The sequence below is a fragment of the Eubacterium sp. 14-2 genome, from assembly GCF_000403845.2.
Classification (GTDB): Bacteria; Bacillota; Clostridia; order Lachnospirales; family Lachnospiraceae; genus Petralouisia.
Map to the genome: position 1 here is coordinate 1,009,370 of NZ_KE159567.1, position 21,060 is coordinate 1,030,429.

At 48.8% G+C, this 21,060-nt stretch carries 17 protein-coding genes; all 17 read left to right on the forward strand.

All coding sequences use genetic code 11. The annotated features are described in order from the left end of the window. The first annotated feature begins 77 nt into the window (after positions 1-77). Positions 78-743 (forward strand): response regulator transcription factor, encoded by a 666-nt coding sequence (locus C805_RS11795; RefSeq protein WP_016214078.1) that lies wholly within the window; start codon positions 78-80, stop codon positions 741-743. Next, positions 731-1,927, forward strand: coding sequence for a sensor histidine kinase (locus C805_RS11800; protein ID WP_016214079.1), 1,197 nt, complete (start codon positions 731-733; stop codon positions 1,925-1,927). Before C805_RS11795 ends, C805_RS11800 begins: the two co-directional genes overlap by 13 nt. Before the next feature lie 165 nt (positions 1,928-2,092). Next, complete coding sequence (locus C805_RS11805) at positions 2,093-2,980, forward strand: ABC transporter ATP-binding protein (protein ID WP_016214080.1); 888 nt, start codon at positions 2,093-2,095, stop codon at positions 2,978-2,980. Between the two features lie 11 nt (positions 2,981-2,991). Continuing rightward, entirely contained in the window at positions 2,992-4,236 is a 1,245-nt protein-coding gene (locus C805_RS11810; protein ID WP_016214081.1) for a hypothetical protein, read from the forward strand. Beyond that, positions 4,208-4,831: a hypothetical protein gene (locus tag C805_RS11815; protein WP_016214082.1), complete on the forward strand. Its 624-nt coding sequence runs from the start codon at positions 4,208-4,210 to the stop codon at positions 4,829-4,831. Before C805_RS11810 ends, C805_RS11815 begins: the two co-directional genes overlap by 29 nt. Positions 4,832-4,892: 61 nt before the next feature. Next, positions 4,893-5,987 (forward strand): pyridoxal phosphate-dependent aminotransferase, encoded by a 1,095-nt coding sequence (locus C805_RS11820; RefSeq protein WP_016214083.1) that lies wholly within the window; start codon positions 4,893-4,895, stop codon positions 5,985-5,987. A 277-nt stretch (positions 5,988-6,264) separates the two neighbouring features. Beyond that, entirely contained in the window at positions 6,265-7,977 is a 1,713-nt protein-coding gene (locus C805_RS11825; protein ID WP_016214084.1) for a methyl-accepting chemotaxis protein, read from the forward strand. A 186-nt stretch (positions 7,978-8,163) separates the two neighbouring features. Then, positions 8,164-9,696 carry a cobyric acid synthase gene (locus C805_RS11830; RefSeq protein WP_016214085.1) on the forward strand — a complete coding sequence of 511 codons (1,533 nt, stop codon included), beginning with the start codon at positions 8,164-8,166 and terminating at the stop codon, positions 9,694-9,696. Further along, positions 9,693-10,292 (forward strand): cob(I)yrinic acid a,c-diamide adenosyltransferase, encoded by a 600-nt coding sequence (locus tag C805_RS11835; protein ID WP_016214086.1) that lies wholly within the window; start codon positions 9,693-9,695, stop codon positions 10,290-10,292. The genes C805_RS11830 and C805_RS11835 overlap by 4 nt, the downstream gene beginning before the upstream one ends. Before the next feature lie 10 nt (positions 10,293-10,302). Further along, positions 10,303-10,776 (forward strand): precorrin-2 dehydrogenase/sirohydrochlorin ferrochelatase family protein, encoded by a 474-nt coding sequence (locus tag C805_RS11840; protein ID WP_016214087.1) that lies wholly within the window; start codon positions 10,303-10,305, stop codon positions 10,774-10,776. Then, on the forward strand, positions 10,773-11,408 hold the full coding sequence (locus C805_RS11845) for a precorrin-8X methylmutase (protein ID WP_016214088.1): 636 nt from the start codon (positions 10,773-10,775) through the stop codon (positions 11,406-11,408). The genes C805_RS11840 and C805_RS11845 overlap by 4 nt, the downstream gene beginning before the upstream one ends. 136 nt (positions 11,409-11,544) lie before the next feature. Next, complete coding sequence (locus C805_RS11850; RefSeq protein WP_031200974.1) at positions 11,545-14,256, forward strand: translation factor GTPase family protein; 2,712 nt, start codon at positions 11,545-11,547, stop codon at positions 14,254-14,256. Positions 14,257-14,378: 122 nt separating this feature from the next. Further along, positions 14,379-15,362: a porphobilinogen synthase gene (gene hemB / locus C805_RS11855; RefSeq protein WP_016214090.1), complete on the forward strand. Its 984-nt coding sequence runs from the start codon at positions 14,379-14,381 to the stop codon at positions 15,360-15,362. Between the two features lie 35 nt (positions 15,363-15,397). Further along, positions 15,398-16,681, forward strand: a complete 1,284-nt coding sequence (gene hemL, locus C805_RS11860) for a glutamate-1-semialdehyde 2,1-aminomutase (RefSeq protein WP_016214091.1) — start codon at positions 15,398-15,400, stop codon at positions 16,679-16,681. Positions 16,682-16,937: 256 nt separating this feature from the next. Beyond that, the gene (locus tag C805_RS11865; RefSeq protein ID WP_016214092.1) at positions 16,938-17,702 is read left to right on the forward strand and encodes a peptidoglycan recognition protein family protein; all 765 of its coding nucleotides are present in this window, start codon (positions 16,938-16,940) and stop codon (positions 17,700-17,702) included. A gap of 178 nt (positions 17,703-17,880) precedes the next feature. Further along, positions 17,881-19,374, forward strand: a complete 1,494-nt coding sequence (locus tag C805_RS11870; RefSeq protein WP_016214093.1) for a methyltransferase — start codon at positions 17,881-17,883, stop codon at positions 19,372-19,374. Further along, complete coding sequence (locus C805_RS11875) at positions 19,371-21,047, forward strand: sensor domain-containing protein (RefSeq protein ID WP_016214094.1); 1,677 nt, start codon at positions 19,371-19,373, stop codon at positions 21,045-21,047. Before C805_RS11870 ends, C805_RS11875 begins: the two co-directional genes overlap by 4 nt. Positions 21,048-21,060: the final 13 nt, after the last annotated feature.

A 21,060-nucleotide genomic window follows, 5' to 3' on the forward strand; every position in this document is an offset into this window, starting at 1 on the left:
TAATCGTACATAGTGAAAACAGCAGTTCCTGTGAAAGGCAGAACGGGTGTAGCGCACGGTTCCGAAGGGAGAGAGACATGAAGAAAATACTTGCTGTGGATGATGAAAGAGATATCCGCAAACTTCTGAAAGAATATCTGGAATTGGAAGGTTATCTGGTTTTCACAGCCAAAAACGGAATGGAGGCCATGGAAAAGCTGAAGCATCAGCCGGATTTGATTATTATGGATGTAAATATGCCGGATATGGACGGTTATACGGTCTGTGAGAAAATCCGGGACTATGTGGACTGCCCCATTCTGTTTCTCACAGCCCGGACAGAAGAACAGGACAGAGTCAGCGGATTTAAGGCAGGGGGCGACGATTATATTGTCAAGCCTTTCGGCATGGATGAAATGCTGGCCAGAGTGGAGGCTCATCTGCGCCGGGAAGAACGGAGGCAGCAAAACAGCAATATTTACATGAAAGGAGACCTTACGGTGGATTTTTCCGGGCGTCAGGTGCTGGTGGACGGAGCGGATGCAGGACTGACCAAAACAGAATTCGCCATTGTGGAACTGCTGATTACCCACAGCGGCCAGGTATTTGAAAAAGAGCAGATTTACGAGAGAGTCCGGGGCTTTGACGGGGAGGCGGATGCCTCGATCATTGCGGAACATGTGCGCAGAATCCGTCAGAAAACAGACCGGAAAACAAAGCATATTGAGACAGTCTGGGGTGTGGGTTATAAATGGATTGGTTAGAGGAAAAGACAGAACAGTTTTTGAAATACATGCAGGAAAAATCCCTGATTCGTTCCCTGGTGTGGTATCTCTGTATCGGCATGGCGGGTGTGGGAACATTTTACTGGATTACCCGGAACCTGTGTCTGGCCTGGCTGGATGTGCTGGCCAGGCGTGTGGTGGAGGAAGTGAGCGTACAGAGCAGGCTGGAATGGAGAAAAGCCCTGGAGGGATACGGATTTGTGAAATGGGATTCCCTGAAAATGTTCATACAGTTTTTTTACAGCAACTGCCTGTATCTCTATCTTGTGATCTGTTTTGTAATTGTGGGGAGATTTTTCCTGGAAACCAAAATCAGACCGGGGATCACAGCTATTTCACAGGGATTAAATTATATCAGTCTGGGAGATTACAGCCATGAAATGACCTGGAACAGTCAGGATGAGATGGGAAAGCTCTGTCAGGAAGTGGAACAGATTCGGAAAACACTGCTGAGAAATAAGAAAAACCAGTGGAAACAGCAGGAAGAACAACGGAAAATCAACGCTGCCTTTGCTCACGATATCCGCACGCCTCTGACGGTGATCCGGGGGTATACGGAGTTTCTGCAGAAATACGTGCCCAGAGGAAAGGTTACGGAGGAGCTTTTACTGGAAAAGCTGGATACCATGCACGAGCAGCAGGAACGGCTGCTGCGGTTTTCCACCACCATGACCACTATTCAGAATATGGAAAAATGGGAGCCCCAGGGGCAATGGTACACTCTTTCTGAGCTGGCGGAAGAGATGGAGGCGGTCCTGGAGGGGCTTCGGGGCCATACCGGAAAAGAAATCAGTCTGCACCTGGACAGTACGAAACAGGAGCTGTTTCTGGATAAACATCTGCTGATGGAAGTATTTGAAAATCTCCTGAGCAATGGGCTGCGCTATGCCAGAACTTCCGTTCAGGTATACCCGGTGGTGCAGGAGAAGGAATTTACGGTGTTTGTAAAGGACGACGGGCCGGGATTTTCAGAAAAAGCATTGTTAAGAGGAATGGAAACTTATTTCAGTGAAGAAGAAAACAGCCGGGAGCATTTCGGAATCGGCCTGTCCGTCTGCCGGCTGCTCTGTGAGAACCATGGCGGAAGCCTTTCTCTGCAAAACAGCGTAAGCCAGGGAGCCATTGCGGCTGCCACGCTGGCGGCAGGAGTGAGAAGCAGATAAAAGTTCGGGAAAACCGGATTTTTGGAGCAGGCAGCGGGACATGAGAATTTTGCAACATAAAAGAATCATAATTTTATAGGAAATTCGTAGATAAATTCTTTTTATACTGTTTTTCAGAACCGGAGCACAGACCGGAGGCTTTGAAGCAGAAAGAGAGGAAGGACTATGGAGAACAGAATAGAAATCAGGGATTTATCGAAAAATTTCAGAAAGAAACAGGCGCTGAATCATGTAAATCTGGAAATCGGGCCGGGGATGTTCGGACTGCTTGGCCCAAACGGAGCCGGCAAAACCACACTGATGAAGGTGCTGACCACCCTTACCAGAAAGAGCGGAGGGGAAGTAAAACTCTGCGGTATACCTTTGGAACAGTTTAGGAAGATTCGGGAAATTATCGGATATCTGCCGCAGGATTTTTCCATGTACGGGAATATGGGAGCTTATGAAGGGCTGGATTATCTGGCTGTGCTGTCTGGCATGAGTAAAAAAGAACGGGCCAAAAAGGTGCCGGAAATGCTGGAAAAAGTAAATCTGGGAGACCAGCATAAGACAAAGATAAGGGCCATGTCGGGAGGAATGAAACGCCGCCTTGGAATTGCCCAGGCAATCATTCACGACCCGAAAATTATTGTGGTAGATGAGCCCACCGCCGGGCTGGATCCGGAGGAACGGGTGCGGTTTCGGAATCTGCTCTGCGAAATTGCCAGAGACAGGATTGTGATTCTTTCCACCCATATCGTGGGAGATATTGAGGCCACCTGTGAGAATATTGCAGTGCTGAACTGTGGAGAAATCCTGTTCCGGGGGACCGTGTCCGGGCTGCTGGAAGCTGTGAAAGGCAAAGTTTATACCATGGAAGTATCCGCCGTGGAACTGCCGCTGGTAAAAGAGCAGTTTCTGGTGACCGGGATTCTCACCAACGGATCTTCGGCCAATATTAAAATCATTGCGGAGGAATCTCCCATGAAAGGGGCAGTGCCTGCCAGTCCCGATGTGGAAGACGCCTATATGTACCTGATGAACCATACTTCTGCCGCAAAGGCCGGAGAATAGGAGGTGGGAGCATGTTTGGGACTTTATTTGTAAAAGAATGCAGGCAGATTTTAAAGAGTATGGTGTACTATCTCTATGTGATAATCTTTGTCATGTTCCTTTCCAGTCAGATGGGGGAAGTGATTACGGACCGGTTTGAGCGGCCGGAGCCGGGCCAGGAAAGTTATGGCTCCGTCAACAGCCATGAAGAATCGGCAGTGATGGAAAAAAAGCTGGCGGGTCTTATGCGGGAAACAGAGCATAATTCTTATTCCACCTATCCCATGGGATTTTACCGGGGTGTTACGCTGAATGATGGGGAGCTGAATGAAATTGTATCCATTATTGAGGAATGTACCGGGAAAAGTATGGCTGAGCTGGAACAGGAAGAGCAGGAATATTATGCAGATTATGACTTGTCCACCATGGAAGGAGCTTTTCAGGCTCAGACTGGATATTCTGTTGTTCCAAAAGAGTCTTTGAGCTATGAGGAATTCTGTAAAAATATGGAACGGGCCTGTGAGATTATCGGCGCGGGAAGTTATTACAGCAAAGAGAAACTGGAAGCAGGCGTGAGCGTTCCCATGACCTATGAGCAGGCAGTGGAGGAATTTGACGCCCTCTGTGAAAAAGACAGGATTACCGGAGCTGTTGCGAGGCTGTTCTGTGATTATGCGGGGATTATCCTTGCGGTTCTGCCCATTTTCCTGGGGGTAACCCGTTGCCTGAGAGATAAGCGTGCCCAGGCAGATCAGGTGGTGTTTGCCCATAAAGCCTCCGGAGTTCAGATTGTGGGAAGCCGTTATCTGGCCAATGTGTGCATGGCCTTTCTGCCGGTGCTGATTACCATATGCATCATGCAGATGCCCTATCAGTATCATGCGGAAACCATGGGGGTTACTCCGGATGTACTGGCCTTTCTGAAATACAGTGTTGTCTGGCTTCTGCCGGAAATTATGACAGTGCTGGCTGTATCATTTTTTATTACGGAACTTACGGAAAATGTGATTTCCATTTTTGTTCAGGTATTCTGGGCCATTGCCAGCCTGTTTGCGTCTGCCGCGCTGGCGGGAAATTTCGGGCTTCATCTGATTGTGCGCTGGAACGCTCTGGGTGCCACCGGTGAATTCTGGAGCCAGCGGCAGGAACTGTTTCTGAACCGGGGATATTATGCTGCAGTATCCATGCTGCTGCTGTGTCTGACCTTTGTATTATATGAAAAGAAGCGCAGGGAAGGAGAGACTCTTTATGGAAAAATATTTAAGCGCAGGAAGTAGTTTTATTCGCAGGCAGTATGCTCCGCATCTTCTGGTTACGCTGCTGTTCTGCTGCATGTCAGGATTTTTTGTAAGTTTTCGGAATCTGGACAGCCAGCAGGCGGCGAAAGTAATGGAAATGTATGCGGCTTTTGCGGGAATCCTTTTGCTGACGCCTCTGTTTATGCCGGAACAGAACCGGGAAATCTGGCTGCTGGAAAAGTCCAGGGCCACATCCCTGTGGAAGCTGTATCTGATACGTCTGCTGGGGGCAGCAGCAGTTCTGGCCATAGTGGTGACGGTATTTCTCTGGCTGATGAAACAGGGAAACAGCCGGTTTGACATGACCGGACTGTGGCTGGGCTCCTTCTGCGAAATCTGTTTTCTGGGCAGCATTGGATTTTTTGTCAGCGGAATCACCAATCAGGTGGTGCTGGGTTATATGATGTCGGTGGTATACTTTTTTGTGAATATCGGTGCGTCAAAGTATCTGGGAAAGCTGGCATTGTTTCAGATGATGAAAGGGGAAGATGATTTTATGCTTCCCATGGCTGTGGCAGTGCTGTTTCTGACCGGAGGAGGGATGTTGCTGCGGGAACGCTTCAGTTTCAGATAGCCGGACAGATTCAGGACTTTGGATAAAGGGAAGGAAAGACAGGAGACGAAGGAGGAAGACAATGTACGAACATGGCGGAGACAGTTATCGCTATCCTGATTTCACAGATTTTTCTGCGAATATTAACCTGTTGGGCGCACCTGAATGTGCAGTGGAACGCGCCAGGGCAGCGCTGGATGGGATTACCCATTATCCCCAGGTGGGGTGTGACAGGCTGCGGCAGGCCATTGCAGAGCTGGAGCAGGCAGAACCACAGGAAATTATCTGCGGAAATGGTGCTGCAGAGGTGATTTTTTCTCTGGTACTGGCGTTAAAGCCCAGGAAAGCGATGGTCTTTGCACCTGCTTTTCAGGAATATGAGCAGGCATTAAAGAGCGTGGACTGTCAGGTGATCCGGGAGTATCTGAGTCCGGAACAGGGGTTTCGGATCACAGAACATTCCCTGGCGCAGGCAGATGATACCATTGATATGGTATTTGTCTGCAATCCCAATAACCCCACCGGGGTGCTGACAGAACAGAACATGCTGGTGCAGCTGCTAAACCGCTGCAGGAAGGCCGGGGCAGTGCTTGTGGTGGACGAATGTTTTCTGGATTTCGTGCCACTGGAACAGGAAGCGGACGGGAAATCTTCTCTGTCGGATTACGGGGCCGGCTGTCATCCGGATTCCATGAAACCTTTCCTGAAAAAATATACAAATCTGTTTCTTGTGAAAGCGTTCACAAAGACCTTTGGAATGCCTGGGATCCGCCTGGGCTATGGTTTTTGCGGGAATCTGGAAATACTGGAAAAAATGCGGGGAGTGACCCAGCCCTGGAATGTGTCGGTTCCGGCTCAGGAGGCAGGGATTGCAGCGGCCGGAGAGCGGACATTTCTGGCAGAAACCAGAAGGGCTGTGGCACGGGAAAAAGCCTTTCTGCTGGAACAGCTTTCTCTGTATCCGCCGGAAGAACTCCGGATTTACGGTCATGCAGCGAATTTCATTTTTTTCCGGAGCAGGAAAGGGCTGGACAATGCACTGGAAGAATACGGAATCCGAATCCGCAACTGCAGTAATTTTCCGGGGCTGGAGGAAGGATGGTACCGGATTGCAGTGCGCAGCCGGGAAGAAAATACAGTTCTGGTGAAAGCGCTGAAGAAAATACTGGTTTTCTGACAGGGCAGGCCTCATGTCAGAGGACTGACCGGCACAGGTGAAAGCAGCTGACATTTATTTCTGCAATTTTTTTGAAATCATTGACGAAAGCAGGCAAAGCAGGTAAAATAAAGAAAGATGTTATAGAAAAATACAAACATGGAAGTTTATATTGAATCATGCATCCAGGTTCCAGTTTGCATTCCGGACATGGCATCTGTCCGAAAGCCTGATATGGCCCCAGGCAGTGAAAGGGTATATGGGAGTTCGGAAATCTATTAGGAGGACGGAGAGAGAAATGTTAGAAAAACTGAACAACATGCAGATTAAGGAAAGGTTAAAAAAATCTTTTACTCTGATTTCGGGAATGATGGCGATTGTTGCAGTTATTGGGGTAATCGGGGTCATTGTGGTATCCCGTCTGTATGCCAGTGCACTGGTGAATTACGGGTTTTCCCAGGGAGATGTGGGAAGGGCAATGGCCACATTTGCGGATACAAGATCCGCATTGCGCGGTACCATTGGATATGAAGAACAGGAAGCGATTGACTCCATGGTGAAACAGCACGACGAATGCAAAGAGGAATTCCAGAAAGAATTTGCAGCACTGGAAAAAACCATGGTAACAGAAGCGAACAGAAAAATTTATGCGGAACTGAAGACAGAGCTGGAAGAATACTGGAAAGTGGAACAGCAGATTCTGGATATGGGTGCTACTGTCGATAAAGAGCAGTGTATCAAGGCTCAGGACCGGGCAATGGGAGAACTTGCTCCCATGTATGAAGAAGTTTACAGTAATCTGACGGAAATTATGGAAATTAAGGTTTCAAAAGGAGAATCTTTATCCGGACAGCTTTCTGTTCTCAGTATGGTAATGCCGATTGTTATTGTGGCGGTAATTGTGGGGGCTATTTATCTGGCCATTCATCTGGGTACGGTAATTGCAGATAGCATTGCGGAACCTCTGATCAATTTAAAGGAACGTCTGAAAACCTTTGCAGAAGGAGATCTGTCTTCCCCGTTTCCGGAAGTGGCTACCAGAGACGAGGTGGCAGAGATGATAGAAGTAGCAAGGCATATGGCGGCTACTTTAAATTTTGTCATTGCGGATGAAGAACGTCTTCTGGGAGAAATGGCCAATGCCAATTATGATGTGTATTCGGAAGATGAGAAACGGTATACGGGAGATTTTGAACAGATATATCTTTCGCTGCGTGAGTTAAAGAAACAGATGGTTGCCACACTCCAGTCTATTGATGAGGCGTCCACACAGGTTTCCGCAGGGGCTACGAACCTGGCAGAGGCCTCTCAGAGCCTGGCTGAAGGTGCAACAGACCAGGCCGGCGCTGTACAGGAAATGCAGGCTACGATTATGACCATCACCGACAATATTGTACTGGCGGCAGAGAAGGCGGAGGAGTCTTACCGTCTTGCCCAGCAGTATGCGGATGAAGCAGACCGCAGCCGCGGTGAGATGGAAATGATGGTGGCAGCCATGGAACGCATCAATGAGGCTTCTCAGAAGATTGGAAATATTATTTCTGAGATTGAAGACATTGCATCTCAGACAAATCTGCTTTCCTTAAATGCTTCCATTGAGGCAGCAAGAGCAGGAGAGGCAGGAAGAGGATTTTCCGTAGTGGCAGACCAGATTCGCCAGCTTGCAGAACAGAGCGCCACAGCAGCAGTGGAAACAAGAGAGCTGATTGAGGGTGCAATCCGGGAGGTTGCAGAAGGAAATGAAGCAGCGGAACGGGCTTCTGCGTCAATTCGGACAGTGGTAGAGGGAATCGGAAAGATTGCATCTTCTTCCAAAGCGGTGAGCAGCACGGCATCAGACCAGGCAATCGCCATGAAGCAGGCAGAGCAGGGAGTGGGCCAGATTTCAGAAGTAGTTCAGTCTAATTCAGCTACTGCAGAGGAATCCTCGGCAACCAGTGAACAGCTGTCTGCACAGGCTATCTGTCTGGATGAACTGATAGGCAAATTTGTTTTGCCCTCCGATATTTGATAAAAATTTGTACATAAACCCCATAGCGGAATAAAAAGGGACCTTTTTGTAGCAGGTACAGAAGGTTCTCTTTTTTTATTCCGCTATAAGAAACATCCCTTCTCCTTTGTTCTGGAAAAGGACAGGGATTTGTGGTAAAATAAATGAAAATTACAAAACAGAGAAACACACAGGGAGAAAACAGAAATGGCAAAATCAATTATGATACAGGGCACCATGTCCAATGTGGGGAAAAGCCTGATCACAGCAGGCTTATGCCGGATTTTCAAACAGGACGGTTATAAAACCGCACCCTTTAAATCCCAGAATATGGCGTTGAATTCGTTTATCACCAGAGAAGGGCTGGAAATGGGACGGGCGCAGGTGATGCAGGCAGAGGCTGCCGGAGTGGAGCCCTCGGTACGGATGAATCCCATTTTACTGAAACCCACCAGCGATACGGGTTCTCAGGTGATTGTCAATGGAAAAGTATATGGTACCATGTGCGCCAGAGAATATTTTGCGTATAAAAAACAGCTGATGCCGGAGGTTATGGCCGCTTACCGGGAACTGGAAGAAGCGTATGAGATTATTGTAATCGAGGGGGCAGGATCTCCGGCGGAAATCAATCTGAAGCAGGAAGATATTGTAAATATGGGGATGGCCAAAGCAGCAAAGGCTCCGGTGCTGCTGGTGGGAGATATCGACCGAGGCGGCGTGTTTGCCCAGCTGGCAGGCACCATTTCCCTGTTTACGGACGAAGAAAAAAGCTATGTAAAAGGAACTGTTATCAACAAATTCCGCGGGGACAGGAGTATCCTGGAACCAGGGGTGAAAATGATAGAGGAGATTACCGGGATTCCGGTGGCCGGAGTGGCTCCTTACATGCAGGTGGATGTGGAGGAAGAAGACAGCCTGACAGAACGGTTTTCTTCCCGAAAGGAAGGAGGTCCCATACATATTGCAGTGGTAAAACTGCCCAGGATTTCCAATTTTACAGATTTTGCGGTACTGGAATATATGGAAGAGGTAACCCTTAGCTACGTTTCCGCAGCGGAGCAGTTAGGAGAAGCGGACATGATTATCCTTCCGGGAACGAAAAATACCATGGGAGATTTGAAGTGGCTGCGCCAGAGCGGAATGGAAGGAGCCATTTTACGGGCGGCAGAACGGGGCTGCGTGATTTTCGGTATCTGCGGCGGTTATCAGATGTTAGGAGAACTGCTGTCCGACCCGGAACAGGTGGAAGAAGGCGGTGATCTGCGGGGGCTGGGCCTTCTTCCCATGGAAACTGTTTTTGTTCAGGAGAAAACCAGAACCAGGGTAACGGGAACCTTCGGAAAACTGACGGGGGCTCTGGCCGGACTGACAGGCATGGAACTGGAAGGCTATGAAATCCACATGGGCAGGACGAAAAGCAGCGTAAGCCCGGCAGAAGAGGGCACAGACGGGATAATGGCTTATCTCTGTATGCAGTCTGATACAGATTCTGTCAGAAAGCCGGATGGGTGTAACAGAGAAAATGTTTATGGAACATATGTTCATGGTGTTTTTGACGGAGAGGGCATATCGTCTGCCCTGGTGAAAATTCTGGCAGAACGGAAGGGAATTTCCCTGGAGGTGGCAGGACAGATAAACCGTTTCCAGTATAAGGAACAGCAGTACGATCTGCTGGCAGATACCCTGCGCCGCCATCTGGATATGAATAAAATATATGAAATTCTGGAGCGTGGCATATGAAAGAAAAGGGTCTGATTCACATATACGAGGGAGAAGGGAAAGGAAAAACCACAGCGGCCATCGGGCTGGCTGTCCGATTTGCCGGAGCCGGAGGGAACGTTCTGTTTACTCAGTTTCTGAAAAAAAACACATCCGGCGAACTGGCAGTTTTGAAAAAAGCAGAAAAAATACAGCTGCTGCTCTGTGAAAAAAATTTTGGTTTTACCTTCCAGATGACGCCGGAAGAAAAACAGGAAGCAGCCGCCTGCTATAGCGGTCATCTGCAAAAGGTACTGGCTGCGGCAGGCCAGATGGCGGAACGGTCCCGGACCGGGGAGATGGAGCACAGGGAAGGAGAGCCGAAGACTGATCACAGGACAGCTCCGGGAATTTTACTGGTACTGGATGAAATTCTGGCAGTTTATAACCAGAATATGATAAACCGGCAGGAACTTCTGGATTTTCTGAAAGAGAAACCGGAAAATCTGGAGCTTGTGATGACAGGGCGCAATCCGGCCCCGGAACTTCTGGAGTTTGCTGATTATGTAACAGTAATGGAGAAGAAAAAACATCCCTATGACCGGAAAATCGGAGCAAGGCGGGGGATTGAGTGGTAAAGGAGCAGTTATGGGAGCATATTTTCCAATATTTATCAATATGGAAGGAAAGCAGGTACAGGTATTCGGCGGCGGAACCATTGCCGGAAGAAGGATATCAGTTTTACTGGAATTCGGAGCCAGGATATGTGTTACGGCCCCGGAAATTTCTGAGGATTTAAAAGAACTGGCAGAACGGGAGGCAAACCTTACACTGGAATACAGGACGTTCCGGCCGGGAGAACTGCAGGAGGCGGATATGGTTCTGGCAGCCACGGATGATAAAAACGTCAACGACATGATTTACCGGGAATGCCGCCATAAGGGAATCCTGGTAAATGTGGCTTCTGATAAGGAAAAATGTGATTTTTATTTTCCAGGCATTGCCAGAGAAGGAGAAATTACCGTGGGAATTACTGCAGGAGGCGTCAATCACAGGAAAGCCGCTCAGGTGACAGCAGACATTCAGAAACTGCTGAAAAGTCAGGAAGGAGAAGATTTATGAAAACAGAACTGGAACGGGTGCTGCCTCAGGAGATTGAGGCACGCAGCTTTGAGATAATTACAGAGGAACTGGGAAACCGTAAACTGGAGGAAGCGTACGCGCCCATTATCAAACGTGTGATACATACCACAGCAGATTTCGATTACGCCGATAACCTGGTGTTTTCACCCAATGTACTGGAGGCTGTCAGAGAAGCCTTTCAGAAAAAAGCCTGTATTGTCACCGATACTCAGATGGCCAGAGCAGGGATCAATAAGAGGGCGCTGCAGCAGCTTGGCATGGAAAGCTATAATTTTATTTCAGATGAAGATGTGGCAGAGCAGGCCAGAATCCAGGGTACCACCCGCGCGGCGGCCAGCGTGGACAAGGCGGCATCCCTGAACCGGCCCCTGATTCTGGCAGTGGGAAATGCCCCCACTGCGCTGGTGCGGATTTATGAACTGGTACAGGAAGGAAGACTGAAACCGGAGCTGATTATCGGTGCCCCGGTGGGATTTGTGAATGTGGTGCAGGCAAAGGAAATGATTCTGGAACTTCCTGTGCCCCATATTGTGGCCAGGGGAAGAAAAGGAGGCAGCAACGTGGCGGCAGCCATTGTAAATGCACTGCTCTATATGGTGTGTGAACGCTGAGGCAGGAAACGTCTGTATCAGCAACGAATGTAAATCGAAGAAGCAGGAGTCCGGGAAGACCACGGATGAAGAACTCGACTTCTGCCCCTTTCTGTGCTATAATAATGAAATTACAGTACGGAAAGGGGCATTTTCGATGGCTGAAACATCTGAAAATAAGCCGTATAAGCAGAAAAAACATATTAATGTGGGCCTGCTGGCCCATGTGGATGCAGGAAAAACCACGTTGTCTGAGGCACTGCTGTATACAGGGGGCGCTATCCGCAAAATGGGCCGGGTGGACAGGGGAGACGCCTTTCTGGATACCTTTGAAGTGGAACGGGCCAGAGGAATCACCATATTTTCCAAACAGGCAGTATTGCAGACAGAACATACGGTAATAATGCTGCTGGATACACCGGGACATGTGGATTTTTCGGCGGAGATGGAGCGTACTCTGCAGGTTATGGATTATGGCATTCTGGTTATCAGCGGAGCGGACGGTATACAGGGCCATACCCGTACCCTGTGGAGACTGTTGAAAAAGTACCGGATTCCGGTCTTTTTGTTTGTCAACAAAATGGACCAGCCGGGGACAGACAGAGCAATGCTGCTTAAACAGATTCAGACAGAACTGAACGGGAACTGCCTGGATTTTACACAGACAGACACAGAGGAATTTTATGAGAACTGCGCCATGTGCGAGGAACAGGCGCTGGAATATTTTCTGAAACATGACAGGCTTAAGACAGAACAGATCAGAACCCTGATTGCAGAAGGAAATATTTTCCCCTGTTTTTTTGGGTCTGCCCTGAAAATGACAGGTATTGAAGAATTTCTGGAAGGGCTGGAGCAGTATACCCGTGAACCGGAATATCCGGAAGCATTCGGTGCAAAAATATTTAAAATTGCAAGAGACAGTCAGGGAAACCGGCTTACTTATCTGAAAGTCACAGGGGGAAAACTCCAGGTCAGAACCCCGCTGACTGAGAAACAGGAGAAAGTCAGCCAGATACGCATTTATTCCGGAGAAAAATATGAGACGGTTCCGGAAGCAGAAGCCGGAATGATCTGTGCAGTGACCGGGCTGAGTAATACCAGTCCAGGAACCGGACTGGGAAAAGAGCCGGATGCGGCACTTCCGCTTCTGACTCCGGTTCTGACGTATCAGCTGATTCTGCCGCCGGAATGCGAGGTGTCTGCCATGCTGCCGAAGCTGTATCAGCTGCAGGAAGAAGAACCGGAACTGCATATTGTATGGGAAGAGCGGCTGCAGGAAATTCAGGTACAGATTATGGGAGAAGTGCAGCTTGAAATATTAAAAAGTCTGGTGAAAGAACGGTTTGGAGTGGAAATTTCGTTTGGTACCGGGAAGATTCTGTACAAAGAGACCATTGCCCGTCCGGTGGAAGGCGTGGGCCATTATGAACCCCTCCGCCATTATGCGGAAGTACATCTGCTGTTAGAGCCCGGTGAGCCGGGAAGCGGACTGGTGTTTGACACCTGCTGCAGCGAAGATGTGCTGGACAGAAACTGGCAGCGGCTGATTCTGACCCATCTGGCCGAAAAGGAGCATCGCGGCGTGCTGACAGGTTCACCAGTTACCGATTTGAAAATCACTCTTGTAACGGGGCGGGCACATCTGAAACATACAGAAGGCGGAGATTTCCGCCAGGCCACTTACCGGGCGGTGCGTCAGGGACTGATGGAAGGGGAAACGGTGCTGCTGGAGCCTTATTATCAGTTTCGGCTGGAAGTGCCGGAAGCCATGGTGGGACGGGCCATGACAGATCTGGAGCGGATGCACGGAACCTTTGAGTCGCCTTTGCAGCAGGATAAAATGGCAGTGATTACGGGAAGTGTTCCGGTGGCAGCCATGGGGGATTATCAGCGGGAAGTGATTTCCTATACCAGAGGGAACGGAAGGCTGTCCTGCGCGCTGAAAGGTTATGAACCCTGCCGCAATCAGCAGGAAATTGCGGAACAGACCGGCTATGACCCGGAAGGAGATCTGGAGAATTCTCCGGATTCCGTATTCTGCGCCCATGGAGCCGGATTTCTGGTAAAATGGGATCAGGTGAAGGAGTATATGCATGTGGAAAGCCCGGTTTTTCCAGAGTCCGGGAATCAGCAGGAAGGGCTTTTGACGGAATTTCAGGAGACGGAATCAGGTCAGGAAAAGTTTCAGGAGGAAGCCTGGATTGGAGAAGATGAAGTGGAGGCTATCCTTTCCCGTACGTTAAACGCCAACAGGCGGGAAAAACAGACGGGGCGAAAGGGGTTTCACAGAAAAAAAATCACATCTTCCGAGCACATTCCTTCCAGAGGCCGTACTTACCGGCAGCCGGAATCCAGGGAGGAGTACATGCTGGTGGACGGTTACAATGTGATTTTTGCCTGGGAAGATCTGAAAGAACTGGCAGAGGACAATGTGGACGGAGCAAGGGGGAAACTTCTGGATATTCTTTCTAATTACCAGGGAATAAGAAACTGCAGCCTGATTGTGGTGTTCGACGCTTACCGGGTGCAGCGCCATAAGACAGAACTTCTGGACTATCACAACATCCATGTGGTGTTTACGAAAGAAGCGGAAACTGCAGACCAGTATATTGAGAAATTTGCCCATGAAAATGCCGGAAAGTACCGGGTAACGGTGGTAACCTCCGATGGCCTGGAACAGATTATTATCCGGGGGCAGGGCTGCAGCCTGATTTCTGCCAGAGAATTGCGGGAGGAAATCAGGATATCCATGGAAAATGTCCGGCAGGAATATGCCGCAAAACAAGAGCCCGGCAGAAATTATCTGGGTGCGGCCATCACGGAGGAAGTGGCCAGACAGATAGAAGAAGGTGAAACTCCAAAAAGGTAGGAAAGAATACAGGATAAAAGAAAGAAAAGATAAAAGAAAGAAAAAATAAAGGAAAGAAAAGATAAAAGAAAGCATAGAATCACAGAAAGTACAAAATCAGAGAAATCGGGAGGACAGCGAAAATGGAATTACTCAATCGTCCCAGGCGGCTGCGGGGAAGCAGTGTACTGCGGAAAATGGTGCGGGAGACCAGAATGGATAAATCATCTCTGGTATATCCCATGTTTGTTATGGAGGGAACCAACCTGAAGGAAGAAATTCCTTCTATGGCAGGACAGTATCGTTACAGTGTGGACCGGATGGAGGAAAAGCTCACAGAACTTCTGGACGCAGGAGTGACCAGTGTGATGCTGTTCGGAATACCCGGTGAAAAAGACGAAATGGGAAGCGGAGCCTTTGCAGAGGACGGAATTGTTCAGAAAGGGTTTCGCAAAGCGAAAGAAGTCTGCCCGGATTTGTATCTGATAGGGGATGTATGTATGTGTGAATATACTTCTCACGGACATTGCGGAATCCTTCATGGGCAGGAAGTGGACAATGACCGGACACTGGAATACCTGGCCCGGACAGCCCTTTCCCAGGTACAGGCCGGGGCGGATATGGTGGCCCCTTCTGACATGATGGACGGGCGTGTGGCGGCAATCCGCAGGAAACTGGATGAAAACGGGTATGTCAATACTCCCATTATGTCTTATGCGGTAAAATTTGCTTCTTCTTTTTACGGGCCATTCCGGGATGCGGCAGATTCTGCGCCGGCTTTTGGCGACCGCAAATCTTATCAGATGGACTTTCATAACCGCAGGGAAGCGCTGAAAGAAGCTATGCTGGATGTGGGGGAAGGCGCCGACATACTGATGGTAAAGCCTGCCATGGCTTACGGTGATTTAATCCGGGAAGTGAAGGACAGAACGAATCTTCCGATTGCCGCCTATTCCGTCAGCGGTGAATACGCCATGGTAAAAACCACTGCAAAAGCAGGATTTATAGACGAAACCAGTATTATGTGCGAAATGGCAGTCAGTGCCTTTCGGGCAGGAACAGATATTTACATCACATATTTTGCGAAAGAGCTGGCAAAATGCATGGATGAGGGAATCATCGGGTAATATTGTCTCACAGCAATAGTGGAAAAGGAGCAAAAATGACGAAATCAGAAGAATTATTTCAGAGAGCAGTAAAGGTAATGCCAGGAGGGGTGAATTCTCCGGTGCGTGCCTTTGGTTCAGTGGGAACCACACCCCGTTTTATCAAAGAAGCCCAGGGCCCGTATCTTTATGATGAGGACGAGAATCGCTACGTTGACTTTATTGGTTCCTGGGGCCCCATGATTCTGGGGCATGGCAGCCAGGAGGTGTTAGAGCGTGTGGCAGAGGCTTGCAGGCGGGGCCTGAGTTTTGGAGCGGCCACCGCTGCGGAAGTGGAAATGGCAGAGCTGGTATGCGGGCTGATTCCCTCCGTGGAAATGGTACGGATGGTCAATTCCGGCACGGAAGCGGTGATGAGCGCCATCCGTCTGGCAAGAGGTTATACCGGACGGAACAAGATTATAAAATTTACCGGGTGTTATCACGGACACTCTGACGGGCTTTTGGTAAAAGCAGGTTCTGGAGCCATGACCTCAGGGATACCGGACAGTATGGGCGTACCTGTGGGCTGTACCCAGGATACCCTGTCAGCGGATTATAACAGCCTGGACAGCGTAAAAGAACATTTTGAGCGGTGCGGAGAAGAAATAGCCGCGGTTATTGTGGAACCGGTGGCGGCCAATATGGGCGTGGTACCGCCTCTGCCCGGTTTTCTGGAAGGACTGCGCAGCCTTTGCAGCCAGTATGGCGCACTGCTGATTTTTGATGAGGTAATTACCGGATTCCGCCTTGGCATTGACGGCGCTCAGGGGTATTACCATGTAACGCCGGATCTTACCACTTTCGGAAAAATCATCGGCGGCGGAATGCCGGTGGGTGCCTATGGCGGAAAAAGGGAAATCATGGAGATGGTGGCTCCCTCCGGCGGTGTTTATCAGGCAGGCACTTTAAGCGGCAATCCCGTTGCCATGGCGGCAGGTATTGCACAGCTTACCATTTTAAAAAATCATCCGGAATATTATACTTCTCTGCATGAAAAAGCAGACAGTTTTTATGGAAAAATGCAGGAAATTCTTAAGGACAGAGGACTGCCTTACCGGGTGAACCATGTGGGCTCGCTGGGCTGCCTGTATTTTACAGAGCAGGAAGTGACGAATTACGAGAGTGCAAAAACCTCTGATACCAGGGCTTTTGCGGACTACTGTAATTATATGCTGGAGCATGGAATTTACCTGGCCCCTTCTCAGTTTGAAGCCATGTTTCTGTCACTGGCACATACGGAGGAACTGCTGAATGAAACCCTTCAGACGGTGGAGCAGTATTTTGCAGGGCTGTCCTGACTGTATGGTACCGGCCGGCCAGGCCTGGCAATTTGCGGATAACGCTTCCTGCCGCGGTTCTTTACCAGGCTTTAAAATCATGGGACAGCGGCGCACAGCAGGAATCTTCTTACTTTTTTCTTACAAAAAATTTAAAGAAAGTTAATTCTTTTCAGGGAAAAAGGGTGTATACTAGGGAAAGAACACAGGAAGAGTTACATGCTGATCATACACAGGCATGTATTGCAGAATTTACAAAAAGAGCGGAGAGATTACAGTGACCAGTGAAGAGAGAAGAAGGAGAGAAGCATACTTAGCCAGAAAACGCCGCAGAAAACGCCGCAGAACCATACAGCTTATCAAAAGAGGAGTGATCCTCTGTCTGGGAGTATTTCTGATTCTGTTTGGGATTACAAGAATTTTCCAAAAGGATGAAAATCCTGGTGAAGTGAAGGCACAGAAAGTAGAAGCAGAGGATAAGAAGGAAAAAGAAGAAAAAGGGTTTCAGCAGAAAGTCATTGCCCAGACGCCGGATTATCAGGTGGAACTTTTAACACCCAATCCCTATTCCAGGCCTCAGACAGCACTGGAGGAAATAAAGGGGATTGTGATTCATTATACTGCCAATCCGGGCACCACAGCCATTCAGAACCGCAGCTATTTTGAGAGTCTGAAAGACACTCAGAAAACCAAGGCCAGCAGCCATTTTGTGGTAGGGCTGGAAGGGGAAATTGTTCAGTGCATTCCCAGCACGGAGATTTCCTATGCCTCCAATGACCGCAACGGAGATACCTTATCTATCGAGTGCTGCCACAAAGATGAGACGGGACAGTTTACTCAGGAGACCTATGACTCGCTGGTAGCGCTGACTGCCTGGCTTTGCGGGAAATTCAATCTTCCCGTGGAGGATGTAATTCGTCATTATGACGTGACCGGAAAGGAATGCCCCATTTATTATGTAAAGAACGAAGATGCCTGGGAAGGTTTCAGGAAAGATGTACAGGACTATCTGGATACATATGGAACGGAACCGGAGGAATAGAAACTGATCTGAGCCTGTCTCTGAGAAATATCGGGACAGGCTCAGACTGGTTTTCCGTTGGAAGCAGGTATCTGCAGGGCCGGGAACAATTCGGTAACTCAGAGTTTCCGCCTATTGCCAAAAACAGGATAATACAGTACAATAAAGCCATAAGAATTTCCAGGAACAGGAGAGCCATATGGTAAAGGAACAATATGAAAGCCTGAAAACGGGAGGGAATCTGAGAAAAGATCTGATTGCCCTGAAACAGGAGCTGAAGCAGGAAGAGTCCAGACAGGAGCTTTTGGAAATCCTGAAGGGGGATTACACAGTTCTGCTGGATTTGCTGTGCCACGAGGACGCGAAAGTCCGGGGAAATGCGGCAGTGGTATTAGGAAGGCTGAAACAGAATGAGTTTGTCGCTCCTTTGTATGAGACATACGGGAAAGAACAAAAACTGTTTGTAAAGAGCAGTTATCTTTCCGCCCTTTCGGAGCTGGATATCAGTTCCTGCAGAGCCGGACTGGAAGAACGCCTGAACAGTCTGGAACATTATAAACCCAAAGAGGAAGAAGAAAAGCATATCCGGGAAGAACTGAAAGTCCTCAGAAATCTGCTGCATACGGGGCAGAGCCGTCAGAAACACAGATTTCGGGGATACGATGAGACATACGAACTGATTCTGACCACCGGAAAACAATATCAGAAAATAACGGCATCTCAGGTGCACGGCGGGAAAATAACCATTTTGAAAAGCGGCGTGCGGGTAATTACCAGCCATATCCGTCCCATTTTAAAAATTCCCACCTATGGAGAACTTTTGTTTCCTTTGAATATCGGGAAAGTGGAACCGGATCCCGGACAGGCAGCCAGAGCGCTGGCACAGTCTGATCTGATGGAGCTGTTAGACAGAGCCCATAAAGCGGAGGACAGCTATTATTTCCGGCTGGGTGTTCACAGCAGAATGCCTCTGGATAAACGAAGTGATTTTGCCGGGAAATGTGCCTTTGCCCTGGAGCGGGAAACAGGCCGCAGGCTTTATAATTCCACCTCTGATTACGAAGTGGAAATCCGGCTGACAGAGCGTAAAGACGGAACTTTCCTGCCGCTGGTGAAACTCTATACCTTTGGCGAAAATCGGTTTGCCTATCGGAAGCGGACCGTGGCCGCCTCCATCCGGCCGGAGCAGGCGGCATTGATTGCGCATCTTGCAGAGCCTTATCTGAGGGAGCGGGCTCAGATTTTAGATCCTTTCTGCGGAGTGGGAACCATGCTCATTGAGCGGGACAGGCTGTGTCCGGCAAGGGTGATGTATGGCATTGATATTTTTGGAGAAGCCATTGACGGAGCCAGGGAAAATACAGCTCTGGCCGGAAAAACCGTCAATTTTATCCAGCGGGATTTTTTTGCATTTCAGCATGACTATCTGTTCGATGAAATTATAACCAACATGCCGGACAGAGGCCGCAGGACCAGAGAAGAACATGATTTGTTTTACGGGGATTTTTTTGCAAAAGCAAAGGAGGTGCTGACGGAGCAGGGCAGGATCATTCTGTATTCCAATGAGAAGAATTATGTGAAAAAGCAGCTTCGTCTCAGAAAAGAATTTATTCTGCTGCAGGAATACAGTATGGATGAGAAAGGGATTTACAGTCTGTTTATTATTGGGAAAAGGAATTGTGACAGGTTATGAGTATGGATGGAAAACACACAGGCCCGGCAGGGCATTTGCAGCAGGAAGCAGGAGATATGGGCGTATATATGTCCGGGGTTGAAATTTTAAATAACATGGGGTGCGGAATCTGCGTTTGCTCCACAGAAGAAAAACTGCTGTTTGCCAATGAAAAGTTCTGCGGATTTTTCGGAGGCAGGCTGGACGGAAAAACCGTGAAGCTGCTGCTGGCTCAGGCCCTGGACAAAGAACAGCAGGAAAGCAGCGGTGAACTGTACATAGAGGAAGATGACCGCTGGTTTGATGTGCATCGGCGGGAAATCCGGTGGGTGGATCAGAAACTGGTGGATTTGTATACGGTATACGATATTACCGAGACAAAGCGGTATCAGCAGAAGATTGAAAAGCAGGCAAATAATGATTTCCTCACAGGACTGTACAACAGAATGCGCTGTGAAAAGGACCTGGAAGCCCAGATAAGCCTGACCAGGGAAAACGGTGGGGAAGGCGCCCTGATGTATATGGATCTGGACGATTTCAAACACATCAACGACGGTCTGGGACACCAGTACGGAGATGTGCTGCTGCGGGCAATTTCCCATAGCCTGCAGCGGATTTCCGGTATCGAAAGCACCTGTTACCGCATGGGCGGCGATGAATTTATTATTATTGTTACAGATAAAAAATTTTCCATGCTGGACAGGATTCTGGAAGATATCCGGGAGATTTTTGAGAAACCCTGGTTTTTGAAGGGAGCCGATTACTACTGTACCATGAGTATGGGAATCGCCCGGTTTCCGTCGGATGGAGATACGGTACAGGAGTTGATTAAGAAAGCGGATCTGGCGCTGCTTGAGGCAAAAAAAGCAGGAAAGAACCGCTATGAATTTTATAATGAAGAGGCGGACGGTGTTTCTTTCAAGCGTCTGGATCTGGAAAAGAATATGAGGAACGCCACCATGAATGCCTGCCATGAATTCGAGGTGTTTTACCAGCCCATTGTGGACGTGTCGAAGCCGGGCAATCCCTGTATGGGAGCGGAAGCGCTGATACGCTGGAACTGTGAAAAGCTGGGATTTATTTCTCCGGCGGAATTTATTCCTCTGGCAGAATATCTTGGGCTGATTAACCCCATTGGAGATCATGTGCTGCTGCAGGCCTGCCATCACTGTAAAAAGTGGAATGACGCCGGCCATCCGGAATATAAAGTCAATGTCAATCTGTCTGTGGTACAGCTTCTGAGAAACGATATGGTGGATCGGGTGCGGGAGGTACTGGAGGAAACAGGACTGAATCCCGCCAATCTCACACTGGAAGTAACGGAAAGCCTTGCGATTAATGATATGACCAGAATGAAAACCATTCTGAAGCAGATTAAGGAGCTTGGGGTGCGGGTGGCGCTGGACGATTTCGGCACAGGCTACAGTTCCCTGAACCATATACGGGAAATGCCCGTGGATGTGATAAAAATAGACCGCTGTTTTATCGAAGATCTTGGAAGAGATGAGTTTGCCGATGCTTTTGTGCGGATTGTCTGCGAGCTTGCCGCAGTGATTGGCATGAATGTGTGTGTGGAAGGAGTGGAATACCAGCGACAGTATGAAATTCTGAAAAACATGCAGATACAGATGATACAGGGATTTTACTTTGACAAGCCTATGCGTTCGGAAGAATTTGAAAAAAAATATGTATAAAACAGGAAAATAC